The sequence below is a fragment of the Saccharothrix sp. 6-C genome, from assembly GCF_016695385.1.
Taxonomy (GTDB): domain Bacteria; phylum Actinomycetota; class Actinomycetes; order Mycobacteriales; family Pseudonocardiaceae; genus Actinosynnema; species Actinosynnema texasense.
The window spans coordinates 8,390,189-8,408,757 of sequence record NZ_CP064192.1 but is presented as its reverse complement, the minus strand read 5'-3'; the positions used below and the strand labels follow the sequence as shown (position 1 = coordinate 8,408,757).

Sequence of the window (18,569 nt, the reverse complement as noted above, 5' to 3'; positions counted from 1 at the left end):
GTCCACCCTCGGGAACTCGTCCAGCAACGCCTCCGCGGCGCGACGCTCTGGGGGCCGGGTCAGCGGAGCTTGCCGGTGGCCACCTCGTGCCGCAGCAGGTCGTCCATGGTGAAGGTCCCGGTCGGCTGGTCGTCCTTGCCCAGCAGGTACAGGCGCTTCACCGCGACCAGGATGCCCTCGGCGACCACGTCGCGGAACGACGGGTTGGCCAGCCGCTGCCGGTCGCCCGCGTTGGTCAGGTAGCCGACCTCCACGCGGACCGCGGTGCAGCGGGTCATCCGGAGCATGTCCCAGGTCTTCGGGTGCGTGCGGCAGTCGAGCAGGCCGGTGCGGGCGACGATCTCGCGCTGGATGAACCCGGCCAGCGCCTCGCCGACGGTGGACGACGTGCCGTTGCCCGTCCCGAAGTGGAACGTCGCCACACCGGACGCCAGGGGCGAGGCGTTGCGGTCGGTGTGCAGGGACAGGATCAGGTCGGCGCCCGCCTCGTTGGCGAACCGGGCCCGCTCACCCTCGTCCGGGTTGTGGTTGGGCCCGCGCGTGAGCAGGGCCTCCATGCCGGTGGCGGCCATCTTGCCCTCGAGCAGCCTGGCCAGGTCGAGCATGACGTCGGCCTCGGACACGCCGTCGACCACGACACCGCGGTCCTCGCCGCCGTGACCGGGGTCGATGATGATGCGCTTGCCGGACAGCCTCGGCCCGGCCCGCCGGACCCGCTCCTGCTCGCGCAGGAACACCGGCCGCCCGCCCCGCACCTTCGGCTGGAGCTGCCGCAGCGCGCGGACCGTGTCGGGGCCGCACATGCCGTCGACGATCAGCCCGTAGTCGCGTTGGAAGCTCCGCAACGCCTGCTCGGTCTGCTGACCGAACTCGCCGTTGGCCCGACCGGCGTCGTACCCCAGCTCCAGCAGGCGCTCCTGCAACGCGAACACGTCGTCACCGGTCACCGGCTGCGCCATGAGGAACGCGAGCGGGCGGTCGCCGAGCCGGTACGTCGCGTCGCGCAGGGCGCGGTAGGTGGCGGGGCCGACGAGACCGTCGGTGATGAGACCCCGCTGCTGCTGGAAGGCGCGCACCGCGTGCTCGACCGGCAGGTCGAACACCTGGGACGGCTGCGGATCGGACAGCAGACCGAGCTTCGTCAGCGTTGCCCTGACCTCGGCGACGTCCGGACCGAAATCCCCGCGGCGGAGTAGCAGCATGCACCCCTCGCTCACTAAGGCGCCGACATCCGTCGACGCGAACTTGACGACCTATTGTGCCTTGCTCGCGCCGATGCCACGGACGGGGCTACTGCGAGTGGTCACGGCTCCACAAACGAGTGACCCGTCCGTCTCCTCGGAAGACGGACGGGCCACCGGTTCGGTTGCACTCAGAGCACGTCGGACAGGTCCTTGAGCAGGGCCGCCTTCGGCTTGGCGCCGACGATCTGCTTCACCGGCTTGCCGCCCTGGAACAGGATCAGGGTCGGCACCGACATGATCTGGTAGTCCCGCGCGATCGACGGGTTGGCGTCGATGTCGAGCTTCGCGATGGTGATCTTGTCGGGGTTCTCGGCGGCGATCTCCTCGAGCACCGGGGCGACCATCTTGCACGGGCCGCACCAGGTCGCCCAGAAGTCGACCAGAACCGGCTTTTCGCTGGTCAGAACGTCATCGGTGAACGTCTGAGCGGACGTGACCACGGGGGTGCCTGCCATGTCGTGTTTCTCCCTCGGGAAAGGTGGGTTCAGCTGGTGGAGACGGGCTCGCCGTAGCCCCCGCCGACGTGCTCGGCGGTGACGGCGGCCTCCGTGGTCCCGTGCTCGGCGAGCCAGCGCTCCGCGTCGATCGCGGCGGCGCAGCCCGAACCGGCGGCGGTGATCGCCTGGCGGTAGGTGTGGTCGACGAGGTCGCCCGCGCCGAACACGCCGTCCACGTTCGTGTGAGTCGTGCGGCCGACGACCTGGACGTAGCCCTCGTCGTCCAGCTCGACCTGGCCCTTGACCAGCTCGCTGCGGGGGTCGTGGCCGATGGCGACGAAGAAGCCGGTGAACGGGTGCTCGCTCACCTCACCCGTGCGGGTGTCGCGGGTCTTCACGCCCGACACCGTGCCGGCGTCCTGGCCCAGCACCTCGACGACCTCGGCGTTCAGCAGCCACTTGATCTTCTCGTTGCTCCGCGCGCGCTCCAGCATGATCTTGGAGGCGCGGAACTCCTCGCGGCGGTGGATGATCGTGACGGTCCGGGCGAACTTGGTGAGGAACGTCGCCTCCTCCATCGCCGAGTCGCCGCCGCCGATCACCGCGATGTCCTGGTCGCGGAAGAAGAAGCCGTCGCACGTGGCGCAGGACGACACGCCGCGGCCGAGCAGCTCCTGCTCGCCGGGGACGTGCAGGTAGCGCGCCGCGGCGCCCATGGCCAGGATCACCGAGCGGGCGGCGTACCGCTTGCCGTTCGCGGTGACGTACTTCACCGGGCCGTCGAGCTCGAGGCCCTCGACGTCCTCCGCGCGCAGCTCGGCGCCGAAGCGCTTGGCCTGCTCCCGCATCTGCTCCATGAGGTCGGGGCCCATGATGCCGTCGCGGAAACCGGGGTAGTTCTCGACTTCGGTCGTGGTCATCAGCGCGCCGCCGTACTGCGAGCCCTCGAACACCAGCGGTTCGAGCTGGGCACGCGCCGCGTAGACCGCCGCGGTGTACCCGGCGGGCCCCGATCCCACGACGATCAGGTTCCGAACGTCCGACACCCTCGACCTCCGTTAGTCGCTCCCGGGCCCGGATCACCCGGCCCGGCACTTCGCACAACGGATCGTAGGGTGCGGTAATTCCGCACCGTCGGGGTGAGTTGGGCTACGCGGCCGGCGACGACCCGGCCGCGGCCGGGGTCACGGCTCGATCGTGCTGTTCGCCAGGACGCCGTCGGGGTTGTCCGGACCGCAGGTCTGGGGGTCGACCACCACGATCCGGTAGGCCCCGGGCGCGCCCGCGGGCAGGATCGCCATCACGGCCGGCTTCTCGTCCAGCGTGATGGGGCTGACCCCGAGCGGCTTGCCCGCGGTGATGTTCGCCCCGCGCAGGCAGTCGGCCAGCTGCTCCTGGTTCTCCAGCGGCCCGTAGTTCTGCGCCTTGAGCACGTCGCCGAACACCGGGCCGAAGTTCTCGCCGCGCACCGCGGGCATCCGGTCGGCGCCGCCCGTGACCGGCGTGTTCGTGGTCTGGGCCGGCTGGGCCTGGCCGCCGCCGTCACCCGCGGTGTCCCGCGGGATCGTCACCACGGCCACGCCGACGGCGACCGCGGCCGCCGCGAGCAGCCCCGCGCCCCAGCCGAGGCGCTTGGCGCGACGGGCCTTGGCCTGCGCGAAGTCGACCACCGGCGCGACCGGGCGGGCCTCGTCGGCGAGGGCCGCGTCGATCCGGTCGGCCACGTGGCGCGGCATGGGGATCGGCGGCAGGTTGTGCAGGTCGTCGAGCGTCGCGTCGAGGGCGGCGAGGATCTCGCGGGCCTCGGGGTCGTTCTCGACCAGCGGCCGGAGCTCGGCCTCGGTCCGCGGGTCCAGAGCCCCCGCGTGCAGGTCAGCCAGCAGGTCGACGGACCACGGCGGCCCTGAACGCCGCGCATTGCCGGTCATCGTTCCTCCAACTGACGTCCCTGTTGCACCTGCACATCGTTGTTCAGTGGGACGTTCGCATCTGCACTCTGGTTCCGGAGGTGCCCCAGAACTTTGGCGAGCTTGGCCCGTCCGCGGGCGCACCTCGACTTCACCGTGCCCTCCGCGATACCCAGCAGCTTGGCCGTTTCGGCCACCGAGTAGCCCTCCACGTCGACCAGCACGATCGGGGCGCGCTGCTCCTCCGGCAGCTCGTTGAGGGCCGCCTGGACGACCAGTCGGGTCTCCCGCTCGGCCATCGCGTCGCGGGGCGCCACCGGTTCGCCGGGGCCCGCCTCGGGGAGCGGCACGGTCGGCCTGGTTTGTCGCCTGCGCATCCGGTCCAGGCAGGCGTTCACGACTATTCGGTGCAGCCAGGTGGTGACCTGGGACTCGGCCCGGAAGCTCGCGGCCGCCCGGAAGGCCGAGATGAACGCCTCCTGCAGCGCGTCCGCGGCCTCCTCGGGGTCGCGCAGCGTGCGCAGCGCGACGGCCCACATGCGATCTCGGTGCCTGCGCACGAGCTCGGAGAAGGCGTGCGGGTCACCCGCGGCGTGCGCCGTGATGAGGTCTGCGTCCGAGCTGGCTGCGGCGGTCACGCCGGGAGCCTAGCGGGCTCGGGCAACTCCTCACTTTTCACCTGCACGGGTGAACGCCCGCACTCGCCCGCCACCCCCGCCGGACCACCGCGCCGCCCGCGCCCGGACGGCTACTGCGCGCGGGTGTAGACGAGTTCCGCGATCTCGGAGCGGTTGTTCTTGCCGCTGCCCGACAGCTTCGTGATCCACACCAGCAGGTGCTGCGACGGCTCGTGGTCGGCCAGCTGGATCTGGGTCTGCCCGGCCGACAGGGTCGCGGTCGCGATGACCTTCGTCTCCGACAGCGGCGCGCCGGGCGTGCCCGCCACGCGGATCTCCACCACCGTGCCCTCGCTGGGCGACGTGATCGTCACCGACGACAGCTTCACCGGCTCGGCGAAGCCCGCCATCAGGCCGATGCCCGGCTTCAGCGCCGGGAACGGCTCGAAGTAGTTCTCCGTCTGCCACACCGTGGTCGGGTCCTTGTCGACCGCGCGGTTGGCCCGGGTGGCGTTGTCGGGCTGGTTGGTGACGTCGTACACGCCGACGGACGCGGGCTGCACGGGACCGGCCGGTGTCGCGGGCGGCGCGGGCTGGCCGCTCTGCCCCGGCGTGGTGGACTGGCCGATCACCACCGTCGGCCCGCCGCCGCCGGTCGGCTCGTCGCTGAAGAAGCTCACGATCTGCACGCCGAGCCAGACGATCACGGCCAGCGTCGCGACCGCGAGCACGGCCACGCTGATCATCAGCTTCCGCTTGCGGTCCTTGTCGCGGACCGGGCGCTGCGTGGTCCACACCGCGCCGTCGTCCGCCGCGTCGCCCGGCACCGGCTGGATCAGCGCGGTCTGCGCCTCCGACTGGGCGATCTGGTCGAGCACCTGCAGGATCGCCGCGCTGGTCCGGATGCCGCCGACGCTGGTGTCCTCCAGGCTGCGCACGGCGACCGACGACAGCTCGTGCGGCACGTACGGGTGCAGCGCGCTCGGCGCGAGCACGGAGCCGTCCGGGCCCGTCGGCGCGGCGGGCACGCCGTCCGGCCCGTTCGGCAGCGCCCACTTGCCGGTGAGCAGCAGGTACAGGATCGCGCCCAGGCCCTTGACGTCGTCACGGGCGATGGCGTCCGGCCGCGGCCCGGGGAACGCGAGCCGCAGCCTGCCGTCCGCCGTCACCCGGATGCGCTGCGGGTGGTCCGCGCCGAGCACGAGGCCGGCGTGGTGCGCGCCCTCGATCGCCGCGCCCAGCGGCTCCAGCAGCCGCGTCGCGGCGCCCGCCGGCAGCGGGCCCTCGGCGACCAGGTCCAGCAGGTCGGTGCCCTGGGTCCACTCGGCGACGATCACGCCGAGGATGCCCTCGTCCAGCCTGATCCCGGCGCCCGGCGTCAACACGTCGATCACCCGGGAAACGCCCGGGTGGGTGAAGCTGGCGGCGTGCATCGCGCGTTCGGCGGTCCGCTTGGCCCGCGCCGCGGCGGCGTGGTCGGCCGGGTCGCCCACCAGGACGGTCAGCGCCACGTCCCGGTTGAGCTGCCCGTCCCTGGCCCGCCACAGGTGCGCGTCGCACCGCCGGTCCACACCGGACCGGGTCAGGAGCCGGTACCGGCCGTCGCCGATCACCCCGCCGGGCACCAGCGAGGTGTTCTGCATCGGACCGCTGCTCACGGGGCCGAGGGTACGTGACCGCGTGGCGTCACAGGTGTCATCGGCGACCCACCAAACGACTGATCTTGCCGAGCGCGGGCTTCACCTCGGGTACTCGGAACAGGGCGAGCAGCAGGAAGCTCAGCGGCAACCCGACGATCGTCTGGATCACCACTTCGACCCAGGCACCCGCCACGCGGGACTCGATTCCCAGCACTCGGACGGCGAGCCACGCGAGCCCGGTCGCCGCGCCGAACGCGATGGCGGACGCCACGACCGTGAGGCAGATCGTCCACGCCGTGTAACCGGTGCGCAGCCGGCCGAGCCGCAGCCGCAGCCACAGCTGCCCGACCAGGGCGCCGACCACGAAGCTCAGCGACATCGCGATCGACACGCCGACCGCCAGCTTGTCCGGCGGCGAGATCGCCAGGAACCCGTACAGCAGCGCGATGCGCGCCACCACGATGATCCCCTGGATGATCGTCGGCGTCCGGGCGTCCTTCAACGCGTAGAACACCCGCAGCTGCAACAACGTGATCGCGTAGGGCACCAGGCCGAACGCGGACAGCGCGAGCGCCGTGCCGATCGACTCGCCGCCGTCGACGCCGGACCTGCCGTGCGCGAACAGCGCCAGGCCGATCGACACGCCGGACACCGTCATCAGCGCGCTGAACGGCATCAGCAGGATCGACGACATCCGGTTGCCGAACGCCAGGTCGCCGACCAGCGCGTCGGTGTCGTGCGCCGCCGCCGCGCGGCTCATCTTCGGCATCAGCGCCGTCAGCAGCGACACGCCGAGCACCCCGTAGGGCACCTGGGCGATCAGCCACTGCATGTTGTAGACCGTGATGGCGCCGTCGTAGTGCGTGGCGACCTTCGTCAGCACGACCATGCTGGCGAAGCCGAGCGCCACGTACAGCAGCACCCAGAACGCGAGCCCGCCGAACTCCGACAGCCGCCGGTCCCAGCCCCACCGCCAGCGGAAGCGGAACCCGGTCCGGCGCAGCGCCGGCACCAGCACCGACGCCTGCAGCGCCACGCCGAGCATCGTGCCGAGGCCGAGGACCAGCAGCTTCGGCTCGCCCATCCGCACCGGGTCGAGGGAGATCTCGCCCGGCATCAGCCAGTAGACGCCCAGCGTCACGATCACCACGAGGTTGTTCAGCACCGGCGCCCACGTGGGCAGGCCGAACACGTGCCGGGTGTTGAGCACCGCGCCGATCAGCGCGGACAGCCCGTAGAAGACGATGCCCGGCAGCACCAGGTAGGCGAACGCGGTGACCAGCTCGGGCTTGGCGTTGGGCGAGTCGATGAACAGCCCGGTCAGCAGCGGCGCGCAGGCGACCGCGATGATCGTGCCGATGCCCAGGACCACCGCGGACATCGTGATCATCCACTGGGCGTAGGACTCGCCGCGGTCGCCGTCCTCCTTCTCGGCGCGCACCAGCAGCGGGATGGCCACGCTGGTCAGCACGCCGCCCAGCAGCAGCTCGTTGATCATCGTCGGTAGCGTGGTGGCGACCTGGTAGGAGTCGTTGAGCGCGTCGACGCCGAGGATCGTGATCAGCAGCAGCTTGGACAGCAGCCCGGAGGCGCGGCTGACGATCGTGGCGATGGCCATCGAGCCGCCGGCGCGCGCCAGCGACGGGCCCTGCGGCTGCTCCTGCGTCACCGTGGTTGTTCCGCTCAACTCGTGCTCGACCTCTCCGGTGGCGTTACCCCGCTCGCGTCGTTCGGCACCTGCGCGGAGGCGGCCCGGGCGGCGCGCACCCGACGGTAGATGCGCCGGGCGGACAGCAGCACCAGCGCGGCGCCCGCCAGGCACGTGATGACGACCGTGATGGTGCCGTACGCCGAGGACGACACCTCCAGCCGCGCCCGTTCGCCCAGCTCGACGCCGCTGGTGGTGACCAGGCGGACGTGCACCGGGAACCGCCCGGACCGCTGCACCTCCACCGGTACCCGCACCAGCCGGTCGCCACGCGCGGGCAGCTCGATGTCGGTCAGGTCCCTGGCCACGATGCCCGGCGTGTCCTCGATCACGATCCGCACCGTGATCCGGACGTCGAGCCGGTTCTTGATGGACAGCGGGATGGGGCTGTCGCCCGAGCCGAGCAGGATCGGGCTGTTCGGCTCGGTCACCGTGACCTGCTCGCGCAACCCGTCGATCTGCTCGCGGGCGAGCCCCAGCGCGGCCCGCGCGCCGTCCTCGTCGCCGCGCCACGCGCCCGACACCGCGCGCAGCAGCGACAGCCGCAGCGGGGCGACCAGGTCGGCGGGCTCGGCGGACTCCGCGTCCGGCTGGCTCATCGACTCCGACAGCTGGTGCAACCGGAGCCACGAGTCGGAGACCGCGGCGGTCACGGTCGGCGGCACCTCGCGGGCGCCCGCCTCGACCGGGTAGCTCAGCGCGGCGGTCTGCGCCGGCGGCGACGCCAGCAGCGCCTCGAGGCCGACGGGGGTCGCGAACCCGTCCGCGACCAGGGACTTCGCCGCGCGCAGCAGCGTGTCGACCTCGCCGGTCGGCGCGTTCCACCGGCGTGGCGGCGCGATGACCACGTTCTGGCCGGTGCTCTGGAACCCGGCCCGGAACGTGAGCGCGGCCAGCGCGTTCTGCACCGACACCGGCCGGGTCTCGCTCGGCGTGGTCACGCCCGCGACCGGCCGGGCCGTCGCCGCGCCCTGCAGCGCGTCGGACACCATGCCGTCGACGCGCACCGCCGTGACCGGCTTGCCCTCGGCCACGTCGAACCGCACCGGTCCCGTGCCGGGGGTGCCCGCGACGGCCGACTGGTCGAGCACCAGGGACGTGACGCCCCGACCGGTCAGGCCGGCCAGCGTCGCCTGGTCGAGCACGCCCTCCTCGGGCCAGGTCAGGCCCTGCGTCGGCTGCACGCCGAGGACCTCGCGGACCACCTCCGCGCCGGCGAGCGCGAGGTCGCCCAGGCCGGTGAGCTCGGCACGGGTCAGCGCGACCAGGTCGGCGTCCGCGTCGGGCAGCGCGATCACGCACCGGCCGGCGGCCACCAGGCGCAGCCGGTCGCGCCACAGCTCGGCCGCGCTCTTGCCCTTGCCCGCGCCCTGGCCGCGCACCTCGTAGCCCTGGGTCATCGCCTCGACCGTGCGCAGCAGGTCGGGGTCCACGGCCAGGCACACGCCGGCGCCCAACGGGCCGGTCAGCGCCGACTCGTAGGCCATGAGCAGGCCGTACAGCCGTCCGCCCATGGCCAGCGAGCCCGCCAGCTCGTCGTCGGTGAGCACGGTCGGGCTGCCGGTGACGACGCGCGGCCGGTCGGCCAGCGGCCACAGCAGGGTGATCTTGGCGGGGGTGGCCGGCGGGGTCGGCGCCTGGCCTCCGGGCATCGCGAGCACCGGCAGCAGGGTGCTCAGCGCGGCCAGCCGGGCCCGCCCGCCGTAGGCCGGGACGCCGTTGATGTTGGCCAGGATCGGGTAGATGCCCGGTTCGGTGACCTGCAGCGACGTGGGGTCGTTCCCGCGCAGGGGCACGGTCAGCCGGAACGGCTTCGACTCGTTCTGCTCCAGGCGGTCGGCGACCCGGGTGAACCTGGGCTGGACGACCTCGGCGTCGGTCGGCTCGCGCAGCGCCTTGCGGACCTCGTCCTCGCCGGTCAGCGGCTGGCCGCGCTCCAGGCGCAGCTCGATCTCCTCGATCGGCCGGTCGCCGACGTTGACGACCTTGCCCGAGATGGTGATCGAGTCCGGCCCGTCCGCGGTGATCACGCGGGGGGTCATCTCCTCGACGTCCAGGCGCAGCCACACCTGCGACTGCTGGCCCGGTTGGCTGGACAGCGCCCTGGTCGCCCACACCTGGGTGGCGGGCGCCGGTCGGACGGGCAGCCGCCCGGTGTCGACGGGCGCGGCGGACGCCGCGGACGCCGTCGACACGACGAGGACCCCCGCCGCCGCTAGTGCGGACAGCAGCCGTTTCACGCGGACTCCGCTCCGTCCGTCTGGTACTCGGAGAGCAGTTCGGCGGCTCGGCGCACGAGTCGACGCTCGTCCGCGTAGGCGAGCCGGTCGTCCAGCTCGCCAAGGGGCACCCACGCCACCTCGGTGACCTCCACGTCTTCGTCGGAAAGCTCGCCGCCCAGCGCTTCCAGGAGGAAGTGGTGGACGGTCTTGTGCACCCGCCGGTCCTCGGCGACGAACCAGTAGTCGATCGAGCCGAGCGGGCGCAGGACCTTGCTATGAATACCGGTCTCCTCCGCGACCTCGCGCACCGCGGTCTGTTCCGCGGTCTCGCCGGCCTCGATGTGACCCTTCGGCAACGACCACAACAGCCTGCCGCGCCGGTCGAGCCGCCCGATGATCGCGGCGACGTGCTGCTCGAAGTCCAGCACCAGTCCGCCCGCCGAGGTCTCGTCGACGGTCTTCAGCCGCCGACCGCGACGCCGGTTCCGGCGCCTCGGCTTGGGACCGCCGGAGCGACCGGACGACTGGGGCATGCCCTGATGGTAGTGGCGACCAGCGGGTACCGGACGTGACCGCCCGGTGGCGGCCGGTGATCGACTACGGGCGACTCGTTCGGACCGGGGACCGCCGACCAGTAGGCTGGCTGCTCGTGTCCGGACCCACCGCCCCCGCCGCCACTCCTGCCGGGCAGGACAATGCCGTGGTGGAACTGCTGAGCGCCCTCCCCGTCGCCGAGGAACTGGCCGCCCGCTTCGCCGGCGCCGGCCACCGCCTGTACCTGGTGGGCGGCAGCGTGCGGGACGCCGTGCTCGGTCGGCTCTCCGGCGACCTCGACTTCACCACCGACGCCCGGCCGCCGCAGGTCATGGCGCTGCTCAAGGGCTGGGCGGACGCGATCTGGGACACCGGCATCGCGTTCGGCACGGTCGGCGCGACCAAGCACGGGCAGACCGTCGAGGTCACCACGTTCCGCGCCGACAGCTACGACGGCGTCACCCGCAACCCCGAGGTGACCTTCGGCGACAGCATCGAGGGCGACCTGGTCCGCCGCGACTTCACCGTCAACGCGATGGCCTACGACGTGGTGAACCGGCAGCTCATCGACCCCACCGGCGGGCGCGACGCGCTGCGGGCCAGGACCCTGGACACCCCCGCGACGCCGCAGGAGTCGTTCTCCGACGACCCGCTGCGGATGCTGCGCGCGGCCCGGTTCGCGTCCCAGCTCGGCTTCACCGTCGCGCCGCGCGTGCTCGACGCGATGGCGGCCATGGCGGGCGAGCTGACCCGCATCACCGCCGAGCGCGTGCAGGTCGAGGTGTCCAAGCTGCTCACGGGCGCGCACCCGCGGGCGGGCGTGGAGCTGATGGTCGAGTCGAAGCTGGCCGACGTGGTGCTGCCCGAGCTGCCCGCGATGAAGCTGGAGATCGACGAGCACCACCAGCACAAGGACGTGTTCCACCACTCGCTGGTCGTGCTCGACCAGGCCGTCGACCTGGAGGACGGGCCCGAGCCGGACCTCGTGCTGCGGCTGGCGGCGTTGCTGCACGACATCGGCAAGCCGGGCACGCGTCGGTTCGAGGAGGGCGGCGGCGTCTCGTTCCACCACCACGAGGTGGTCGGCGCGAAGATGGTCCGCAAGCGTTTGCGCGCCTTGAAGTACTCGAAGGAGATCGTCGAGGACGTCGCCAAGCTCGTGTACCTCCACCTGCGCTTCCACGGCTACGGCAGCGGCGAGTGGACCGACTCGGCGGTGCGCCGGTACGTCACCGACGCCGAGCACCTGCTCCCCCGCCTGCACAAGCTGGTCCGCGCCGACTGCACCACGCGCAACCGGCGCAAGGCCAACGCGTTGCAGCGGACCTACGACGACCTGGAGCGCCGCATCGAGCGCATCGCCGCCGAGGAGGACCTCAAGCGGGTCCGGCCCGACCTCGACGGCAACGAGATCATGCGGCTGCTGGGCGTGCCACCGGGGCCGGTGGTCGGCAGGGCGTGGAAGTTCCTCAAGGAGCTGCGCCTGGACCGCGGTCCGCTCGACCACGACGAGGCGGTCGCGGAGCTGCTCGCGTGGGCCCGCGCGGAGGGCGTCCAGCCGCCCGGTGACTGACACCGAGTGACCAATCTCGAACTTGGACTTGGCCAGTGACAGCCCGTTGCGGGACCATGACTGTGTGCGTCAGACGCGCACTGGGGGTGGTGTCGTATGAACGCTTGGGGATTGTCCGAGGGGGGCACCCGGGCACAGCAGGGCCTGGACGAGCTGTCCGACAGGCAGCGGGCCGTGCTCCGCTGCCTGGCCAGGGGGCTCGCGGACCACGAGATAGCGCGGGTGCTGGCGCTGAGCCAGCACCAGGTGGGGGCGGTGGTGTCGGAGATCCTGCGGGCGTTGAACCTGCGCGACCGGATGGCCGCGGTGGTCTACGCCCACGAGACGGGCATCATCCGCCTGCCCCTGCCGCGTTGACCTGCCGCTGCTCCGCGGCCGGCGGCGACCTCGCGAATCAGCGGTGGGTGGCCGCCGACGTGCGCTTGTCGAGCAGCAGGTAGCCGAGCAGGCCGAGCAGGTAGGCCACCGTCGCGGCGACCACGAGGCCCGGGGACCGACCGTCCAAGGGCACGACGGCCGCCGCGGCGGTGACGGCTGCCACCTGCGTGACGTTGAACAGCGTGTCGTACAGGGCGAACACCCGGCCGCGGACCTCGTCGCCGATGTCGCCCTGCACGGCCGCGTCCACGCACAGCTTCACCACCTGGCCCGCGAAGGTCAGCACGAACGACGCGGCCAGGATGGTGGGCAGCAGCATGGGCAGGCCGAGGCCGAGCTGGGTGGCCGCGGCCAGCACGAGCGCGGCGCAGACCGTGCCGCGCCGGCCGAGCAGGTCCACCAGCCGGTCGGTCACGAGTCCCGCCAGCAGGATGCCCGCGCCACCGGCGACGGCGACCTCGCCGAGCCCCGCCATGCCCGCCTTGAACGGCCCGTAGTCGGTGAACGTGTGGCGCATCAGCAGCAACGTCAGCAGCAGCGACGCGCCGAACGCGAGCCGGTGCGCGAGCAGCGCCACCAGGGCGGCGGCGACGGTGGGCGCGCGCCACGCGGCCCGCGCGCCGTCCAGCAGGCCCAGGGCGACCGCGGTGACCGTCCGGCGGGGCTCGTCCACCTCGTCGGGTCCGAGCGCGCCACGGGCGAAGCGGGAGGCCAGGAGAGCGGCGCCGAGCGAACCCGCGACCGCGACGGCCGTGGTCCACGCCGAGCCGTCGTCACCGGAGCCGAAGAGCGACCGCAGCCCCACCGCGCACCCCGCGCCGAGCACGGCGGTCAACGCGCCGAGCGTGGTGACGAACGCGTTCGCCTCCACCAGGTGGTCGCCGTCCACCACGTGCGGCAGGGACGCGGACAGGCCGGAGCCGACGAACCGGCTCACCCCCGTGACGAACAGCGCCGAGGCGTACAGCGGCACGCCGTCGAGCCCGAGCCCGACGGCCGTCGCGGTCAGCACGACGAAGACCGCGCGCGTGAGGTTCGCCACCACCAGCACGCGGCGGCGGTCCCACCGGTCCAGCAGGGCCCCCGCGAACGGGCCGACGATCGAGTACGGGAGCAGCAGCACGGCGAACCCGGCCGCCACCGCGAGCGGGTCGGCGTGGCGCTCGGGGTTGAACAGGACCGCGCCCGCGAGACCGGCCTGGAACAGCCCGTCGCCCCACTGGGCGGCCAGCCGCGAGGCCAGCAGCCTGCGGAAGTCCGCCAGCGCGAGGAGTTTCCGGACACCGAGGTGGTGCTTCGCCGCGGTGGTGCCGGCAGTGGTCACGGTGGTGAGCCTATGCCTCCGGGGCCGCGAACCACGAAGGCCGGACCCTGGTGGGTCCGGCCTCCCTGGCGCCAGGCGCCCGGTCGCCTCTCGGCGGGTGGCACTACGCGGCTCCAGCCGGACGGTATTCCGCGTAGGCGTTTCAGTGGGCCCGGGGGACTCGATGGCGCCTGACGTTCACTGCAACGAACACGGTAACCCGGATGTTCCTGCCCGGCGGGATCCGCCGCGTCCACGCGGCGCGCGTGCTGCGTCGCCGGCCGCCCGGCCGTCGTCTGGGATCATGCGTGGTGTGCGCCCTGATGCCGACGTCGAACCGGGTTCCCTGCTGGTCGCGGCACCGAGTCTGACCGACCCCAACTTCCGCCGGACGGTGGTCTACGTCATCGACCACCGGGACGAAGGCAGCCTCGGCGTGGTGCTGAACCGCCCGAGCGAGGTCGCCGTCCACGACGTGCTGCCCGCGTGGGGGCCGCACGTGAGCAGGCCGCAGGCCGTCTACATCGGCGGGCCGGTGGAGCAGAAGACGGCGCTGTGCCTGGCCGCGCTGCGCACCGGGGAGGACCTGGCGTCACTCGACGGTGTGGTCGGCGTGCACGGACCGGTGGCGCTGGTCGACCTGGACGCCGACCCGGACGCGCTGGTGGCGAAGGTGCGCGGGATGCGCGTGTTCGCCGGCTACTCCGGCTGGGGCGAGGGCCAGTTGGGCAACGAGGTGGCGCGCGGCGACTGGATCGTCGTGAAGGGCCTGCCCGACGACGTGCTCACGCCGCCGAACGTCGACCTGTGGGGCCGGGTGCTGCGCCGTCAGGGCATGCCGACGGCGCTGATGGCGACGTTCCCGACGGACATCCGGCGGAACTAGGCGCGGGTCAGCACGCTGCAACCGCCACCCGTGCCCGAGCACGCGCAGCCGCCGCAGCCGGCCGGGGCCTGCTCCGGCAGCGCCTCGGCGGCCCGGTGGCCGAGCACGCCGCCAGCGCCCGCGACCACGATGCTGCCGACCAGCCCGACCAGGCCGATGACCAGCGACAACGCCGGGTTCACGGCCGCCGCGACGGCCGCCACGAGAGCGATGGCGCCCGCGGCCGCGTTCGGCACGCCGGCGATCTTGTTGGCCAGCGCGAAGGTCTCGTCGTCACGCAGGGTGGCCTTGGTGCGCACCCCGAAGAAGCGGTTGCGCCGGAGTCGGCCACGCACGCCGAGCAAGCCGATGGTCGCGAACGCGACACCGATCAGACCCAGCACCACAGGCAGCACGATGTTCACGCTGACGAGGGTAGGCCGGTCCGCCGACCCAGGTCGGGCCGGCCCCGCCTTCACCGGCCGGTCGCGGTCGTTCACCCGGTTCACCGGGCTTGCGCTGCGCTGATACCGTTGACGGCATGAGCAAGGCCCGCCTGCTCCTTAGCTAGCCGCGCAGACCTCGTCAAGCAGGTCCGCGCGGCAACCCCTCACGCCCTTCCGGGCTGGGGGGTTTCGTCATGTCAGGGGCAGGTACCGATGGAGAGGGACATCCCGATGAGCACCGACGCGGCGGACGCGACGCCCGCCTACCGCTACACCGCCGAGCTGGCGGGGGAGATCGAGCGGCGCTGGCAGCGGCACTGGGAGGAGCAGGGCACCTTCCACGCGCCGAACCCGGTCGGGCCGCTCACGGGCGACGTGCCCGCGGACAAGCTGTTCGTGCAGGACATGTTCCCCTACCCGTCGGGCGCGGGCCTGCACGTGGGCCACCCGCTGGGCTTCATCGGCACCGACGTGTTCGCCCGGTACCACCGGATGAACGGCCGCAACGTGCTGCACACGATGGGCTTCGACGCGTTCGGCCTGCCCGCCGAGCAGTACGCCGTGCAGACCGGGCAGCACCCGCGCAAGACCACCGAGGACAACATCCAGACCTACCTGCGGCAGATCCGCAGGCTGGGCCTGGGCCACGACGAGCGCCGCCGGATCTCCACCATCGACCCGGGCTACTACAAGTGGACCCAGTGGATCTTCCTGCAGATCTTCAACTCCTGGTACGACCCGGCGGCGGGCAGGGCCCGGCCGATCGCGGAGCTGGAGGCGCAGTTCGCCGCGGGCGAGCGGGCCACGCCGGACAAGCCGTGGGCGGAGATGTCCCGCCCGGAGCGGGAGAAGCTGCTGGGCCGGTACCGCCTGGTGTACCTGTCCGAGGCGCCGGTGAACTGGTGCCCCGGCCTGGGCACGGTGCTGGCGAACGAGGAGGTCACCGCGGACGGCCGCAGCGAGCGCGGCAACTTCCCGGTGTTCCGGCGCTCGCTGCGCCAGTGGATGATGCGGATCACCGCCTACTCCGACCGGCTGATCGACGACCTGGACCGGCTGGACTGGCCGGACAAGATCAAGGCGATGCAGCGCAACTGGATCGGGCGCTCGCACGGCGCCCGGGTCAGGTTCGAGGTCGGGCGCGCGGACGCGGGCGCCGTCGACGTCGAGGTGTTCACCACCCGGCCCGACACCCTGTTCGGCGCGACGTACCTGGTGCTGGCGCCCGAGCACCCGCTGGTGGACGTGATCACGTCCGCCGGGCAGGCCGACGCGGTCGCCGCGTACCGCGCCGAGGTCTCGCGCAAGTCCGAGCTGGACCGGCAGGAGAACAAGGAGAAGACCGGCGTCTTCACCGGCGCGCACGCGACGAACCCGGTCAACGGCGCCCGCATCCCGGTGTACGTCGCGGACTACGTGCTGATGGGCTACGGCACCGGCGCGATCATGGCGGTGCCCGGCCAGGACCAGCGCGACTGGGACTTCGCCAAGGCGTTCGACCTGCCGATCGTCCGGACCGTGCAGCCGCCGGAGGACTTCGACGGCGAGGCGTACACCGGCGCCGGCCCGGCCGTGAACTCCAGCCACGAGAGCAGCGTCAGCCTGGACGGCCTGGACGTCGACGAGGCCAAGACGAAGATCATCGCCTGGCTGGAGGAGCAGGGCCGCGGCCAGGGCACGGTGCAGTTCAAGCTGCGCGACTGGCTGTTCTCCCGGCAGCGGTACTGGGGCGAGCCGTTCCCGATCGTGTACGACGAGGACGGCACGCCGATCGCCGTGCCGGAGTCGATGCTGCCGATCGAGCTGCCCGACGTCGACGACTACTCGCCGCGGACGTTCGACCCGGAGGACGCGGACTCCGAGCCGTCGCCGCCGCTGTCGCGCGCCGAGGACTGGGTCGCCGTCGAGCTGGACCTGGGCGACGGGCCCAAGCGGTACCGGCGCGAGACCAACACCATGCCCAACTGGGCCGGTTCGTGCTGGTACCAGCTGCGGTACGTGGACCCGACGGAGTCCGAGCGGTTCGTCGACGCGGAGAACGAGCGGTACTGGCTGGGCCCGCGCACGGAGGAGCACGGCGCGTCCGACCCCGGTGGCGTCGACCTGTACATCGGCGGCGTGGAGCACGCGGTGCTGCACCTGCTGTACGCGCGGTTCTGGCAGAAGGTGCTGTTCGACCTGGGCCACGTGTCCGGCGACGAGCCGTACCGGCGGCTGTTCAACCAGGGCTACATCGAGGCCTACGCCTACACCGACGCGCGCGGCTCCTACGTGCCCGCCGAGCTGGTGGAGGAGCGCGACGGCAAGCACTTCTTCGAGGGCGAGGAGGTGCGCCGCGAGTACGGCAAGATGGGCAAGAGCCTGAAGAACGTGGTCACGCCGGACGACATGTGCGAGAAGTACGGCGCCGACACGTTCCGGCTGTACGAGATGTCGATGGGCCCGATGGACGTCTCGCGGCCGTGGGCGACCAAGGACGTCGTCGGCGCGCAGCGGTTCCTGCAGCGGCTGTGGCGCAACCTGGTCGACGAGGCGACGGGCGAGCCGCGGGTCACCGACGAGGAGCCGGGCGAGGACGCGCTGCGGCTGCTGCACAAGACGATCGCCGGCGTGCACGACGACTTCGCGAACCTGCGCTACAACACGGCGGGCGCGAAGCTGATCGAGCTGAACAACCACGTCACCAAGCACTTCCCGGGCGGCGCGCCACGCGTGCTGGCGGAGCCGCTGGCGCTGATGCTGGCGCCGCTGAGCCCGCACGTCGCCGAGGAGCTGTGGGCGAAGCTGGGCCACGGCGACTCGCTGGCCCACGGCCCGTTCCCGGCGGCGGAGGAGAAGTACCTGGTCGAGGACACGGTGGAGTACCCGATCCAGGTCAACGGCAAGGTGAAGGCCCGGGTGGTCGTGTCCGCGTCCGCGTCGTCGGACGAGGTGCGGGGGGCGGCGCTGGCCGACGGGAAGGTGGCCGAGCTGCTGAACGGCGGCACGCCGCGCAAGGTGATCGTCGTGCCGGGCCGCCTGGTCAACGTGGTGCTGTAACCGTTCCGCGGCCGGCGGGGTTCACCGGCAGCGGGGTTCACGGACGGGGCAACTGGGCGGCCACTTCGGTCATCGCGTCGAGCAGGTCCGGCTCGACGTGCCCGGTTGCCGGTTCGGACTCGGCGATGGTGATCGTGGTGTCCTTGATCTCCGACCAGTAGTGCGCGGCGGTGAAGTGGACGTCCGGCAGGCCGACCACGCCGCCGGGCAGCGGTTTCACGTCGCCGGAGCCGGCGACGTCGACGACCCGGTCGAACTGCCTGGCCTGGTTGCGGCCCGGGAAGGTCACCCACACCACCGACACCAGGGCCGCGTTGCCCGCCTGGTCGCCGACGGCGAGCAGGAGGCGGTCCAGCGACGTGCACGGCGTGGCGGCGAAGAAGTCGCGCACCTGGCCGAACGAGTTCTCCAGGCAGTCGAGCTCCTGCTTGACCGCCTGCTTGCTGATCCCGACCCCGAGGTGGCCCATCGCGCCTTCGGCGTCCCCGCCGCGCGCCGCGCGCTTGGCGTCCCACTTGCGGACGCCGATGCTCTGCACCGGGGCCGCCGCCGCGCCGCCGCCGCCCGCGCCCGAGTTCAGCGCCGCGCCACCGGCCCCGCCCGCGCCCGCGAGGACGACGAGCACCGCGGCCACTAACGCCACGCCGCCGGATCCC

The 18,569-nt window shown here is 72.5% G+C and carries 16 protein-coding genes; 4 read left to right on the top strand and 12 right to left on the bottom strand.

What is annotated here, in order from left to right; genetic code table 11:
* Positions 1–59: 59 nt before the first annotated feature.
* The 9 genes from IOD16_RS36670 to IOD16_RS36630 form a co-directional block, all read right to left on the bottom strand.
* Positions 60–1,202 (bottom strand): N-acetylmuramoyl-L-alanine amidase, encoded by a 1,143-nt coding sequence (locus IOD16_RS36670; RefSeq protein WP_123744837.1) that lies wholly within the window; start codon positions 1,200–1,202, stop codon positions 60–62.
* A 170-nt stretch (positions 1,203–1,372) separates the two neighbouring features.
* Positions 1,373–1,699: a thioredoxin gene (gene trxA / locus IOD16_RS36665; RefSeq protein ID WP_123744838.1), complete on the bottom strand. Its 327-nt coding sequence runs from the start codon at positions 1,697–1,699 to the stop codon at positions 1,373–1,375.
* 29 nt (positions 1,700–1,728) lie between these two features.
* The gene (trxB, locus tag IOD16_RS36660; protein ID WP_201438022.1) at positions 1,729–2,727 is read right to left on the bottom strand and encodes a thioredoxin-disulfide reductase; all 999 of its coding nucleotides are present in this window, start codon (positions 2,725–2,727) and stop codon (positions 1,729–1,731) included.
* Between the two features lie 138 nt (positions 2,728–2,865).
* A complete protein-coding gene (locus tag IOD16_RS36655) occupies positions 2,866–3,609 on the bottom strand; it encodes a hypothetical protein (RefSeq protein WP_201438021.1) in 744 nt (247 codons plus the stop codon).
* A complete protein-coding gene (gene sigM / locus IOD16_RS36650) occupies positions 3,606–4,226 on the bottom strand; it encodes an RNA polymerase sigma factor SigM (RefSeq protein ID WP_123744841.1) in 621 nt (206 codons plus the stop codon). The genes IOD16_RS36655 and sigM overlap by 4 nt, the downstream gene beginning before the upstream one ends.
* A 110-nt stretch (positions 4,227–4,336) precedes the next feature.
* Positions 4,337–5,863, bottom strand: a complete 1,527-nt coding sequence (locus IOD16_RS36645) for a protein kinase family protein (protein ID WP_425471248.1) — start codon at positions 5,861–5,863, stop codon at positions 4,337–4,339.
* Between the two features lie 37 nt (positions 5,864–5,900).
* Positions 5,901–7,532, bottom strand: a complete 1,632-nt coding sequence (gene murJ / locus IOD16_RS36640) for a murein biosynthesis integral membrane protein MurJ (protein ID WP_236594593.1) — start codon at positions 7,530–7,532, stop codon at positions 5,901–5,903.
* A complete protein-coding gene (locus IOD16_RS36635; RefSeq protein WP_201438020.1) occupies positions 7,529–9,793 on the bottom strand; it encodes a DUF6049 family protein in 2,265 nt (754 codons plus the stop codon). Before IOD16_RS36635 ends, murJ begins: the two co-directional genes overlap by 4 nt.
* A complete protein-coding gene (locus IOD16_RS36630; protein WP_123744843.1) occupies positions 9,790–10,308 on the bottom strand; it encodes an NUDIX hydrolase in 519 nt (172 codons plus the stop codon). Before IOD16_RS36630 ends, IOD16_RS36635 begins: the two co-directional genes overlap by 4 nt.
* 116 nt (positions 10,309–10,424) lie before the next feature.
* Here IOD16_RS36630 and IOD16_RS36625 point away from each other — a divergent pair, with 116 nt between their 5' ends.
* Together IOD16_RS36625 and IOD16_RS36620 are read left to right on the top strand one after the other, a co-directional pair.
* Positions 10,425–11,882 (top strand): CCA tRNA nucleotidyltransferase, encoded by a 1,458-nt coding sequence (locus IOD16_RS36625; RefSeq protein ID WP_236594592.1) that lies wholly within the window; start codon positions 10,425–10,427, stop codon positions 11,880–11,882.
* A 96-nt stretch (positions 11,883–11,978) separates the two neighbouring features.
* Positions 11,979–12,239: a response regulator transcription factor gene (locus tag IOD16_RS36620; protein ID WP_123744844.1), complete on the top strand. Its 261-nt coding sequence runs from the start codon at positions 11,979–11,981 to the stop codon at positions 12,237–12,239.
* Positions 12,240–12,276: 37 nt separating this feature from the next.
* Here IOD16_RS36620 and IOD16_RS36615 read toward each other — a convergent pair whose 3' ends face one another.
* Positions 12,277–13,584, bottom strand: coding sequence for an MFS transporter (locus IOD16_RS36615; RefSeq protein ID WP_201438019.1), 1,308 nt, complete (start codon positions 13,582–13,584; stop codon positions 12,277–12,279).
* Positions 13,585–13,867: 283 nt separating this feature from the next.
* Here IOD16_RS36615 and IOD16_RS36610 point away from each other — a divergent pair, with 283 nt between their 5' ends.
* Positions 13,868–14,449 (top strand): YqgE/AlgH family protein, encoded by a 582-nt coding sequence (locus IOD16_RS36610; RefSeq protein WP_123744846.1) that lies wholly within the window; start codon positions 13,868–13,870, stop codon positions 14,447–14,449.
* On the opposite strand, the gene IOD16_RS36605 is transcribed toward IOD16_RS36610, so the two are convergent.
* Positions 14,446–14,853: an SdpI family protein gene (locus IOD16_RS36605; protein WP_201438018.1), complete on the bottom strand. Its 408-nt coding sequence runs from the start codon at positions 14,851–14,853 to the stop codon at positions 14,446–14,448. The two genes, IOD16_RS36610 and IOD16_RS36605, sit on opposite strands and share 4 nt — an antisense overlap.
* A gap of 252 nt (positions 14,854–15,105) precedes the next feature.
* Here IOD16_RS36605 and leuS point away from each other — a divergent pair, with 252 nt between their 5' ends.
* Positions 15,106–17,913 (top strand): leucine--tRNA ligase, encoded by a 2,808-nt coding sequence (leuS, locus tag IOD16_RS36600; protein ID WP_201438017.1) that lies wholly within the window; start codon positions 15,106–15,108, stop codon positions 17,911–17,913.
* 37 nt (positions 17,914–17,950) lie between these two features.
* Here the strand turns inward: leuS and IOD16_RS36595 are convergent, their stop codons facing one another.
* A complete protein-coding gene (locus IOD16_RS36595; RefSeq protein WP_201438016.1) occupies positions 17,951–18,556 on the bottom strand; it encodes a hypothetical protein in 606 nt (201 codons plus the stop codon).
* Positions 18,557–18,569 lie beyond the last annotated feature (13 nt).

Coding starts and splice junctions, on each gene's coding strand:
- leuS (WP_201438017.1), top strand. CDS start 15,106: ATGAGCACCGACGCGGCGGACGCGACGCCCGCCTACCGCTACACCGCC.
- IOD16_RS36655 (WP_201438021.1), bottom strand. CDS start 3,609: ATGACCGGCAATGCGCGGCGTTCAGGGCCGCCGTGGTCCGTCGACCTG.
- IOD16_RS36620 (WP_123744844.1), top strand. CDS start 11,979: ATGAACGCTTGGGGATTGTCCGAGGGGGGCACCCGGGCACAGCAGGGC.
- IOD16_RS36630 (WP_123744843.1), bottom strand. CDS start 10,308: ATGCCCCAGTCGTCCGGTCGCTCCGGCGGTCCCAAGCCGAGGCGCCGG.
- IOD16_RS36610 (WP_123744846.1), top strand. CDS start 13,868: ATGCGTGGTGTGCGCCCTGATGCCGACGTCGAACCGGGTTCCCTGCTG.
- trxA (WP_123744838.1), bottom strand. CDS start 1,699: ATGGCAGGCACCCCCGTGGTCACGTCCGCTCAGACGTTCACCGATGAC.
- IOD16_RS36670 (WP_123744837.1), bottom strand. CDS start 1,202: ATGCTGCTACTCCGCCGCGGGGATTTCGGTCCGGACGTCGCCGAGGTC.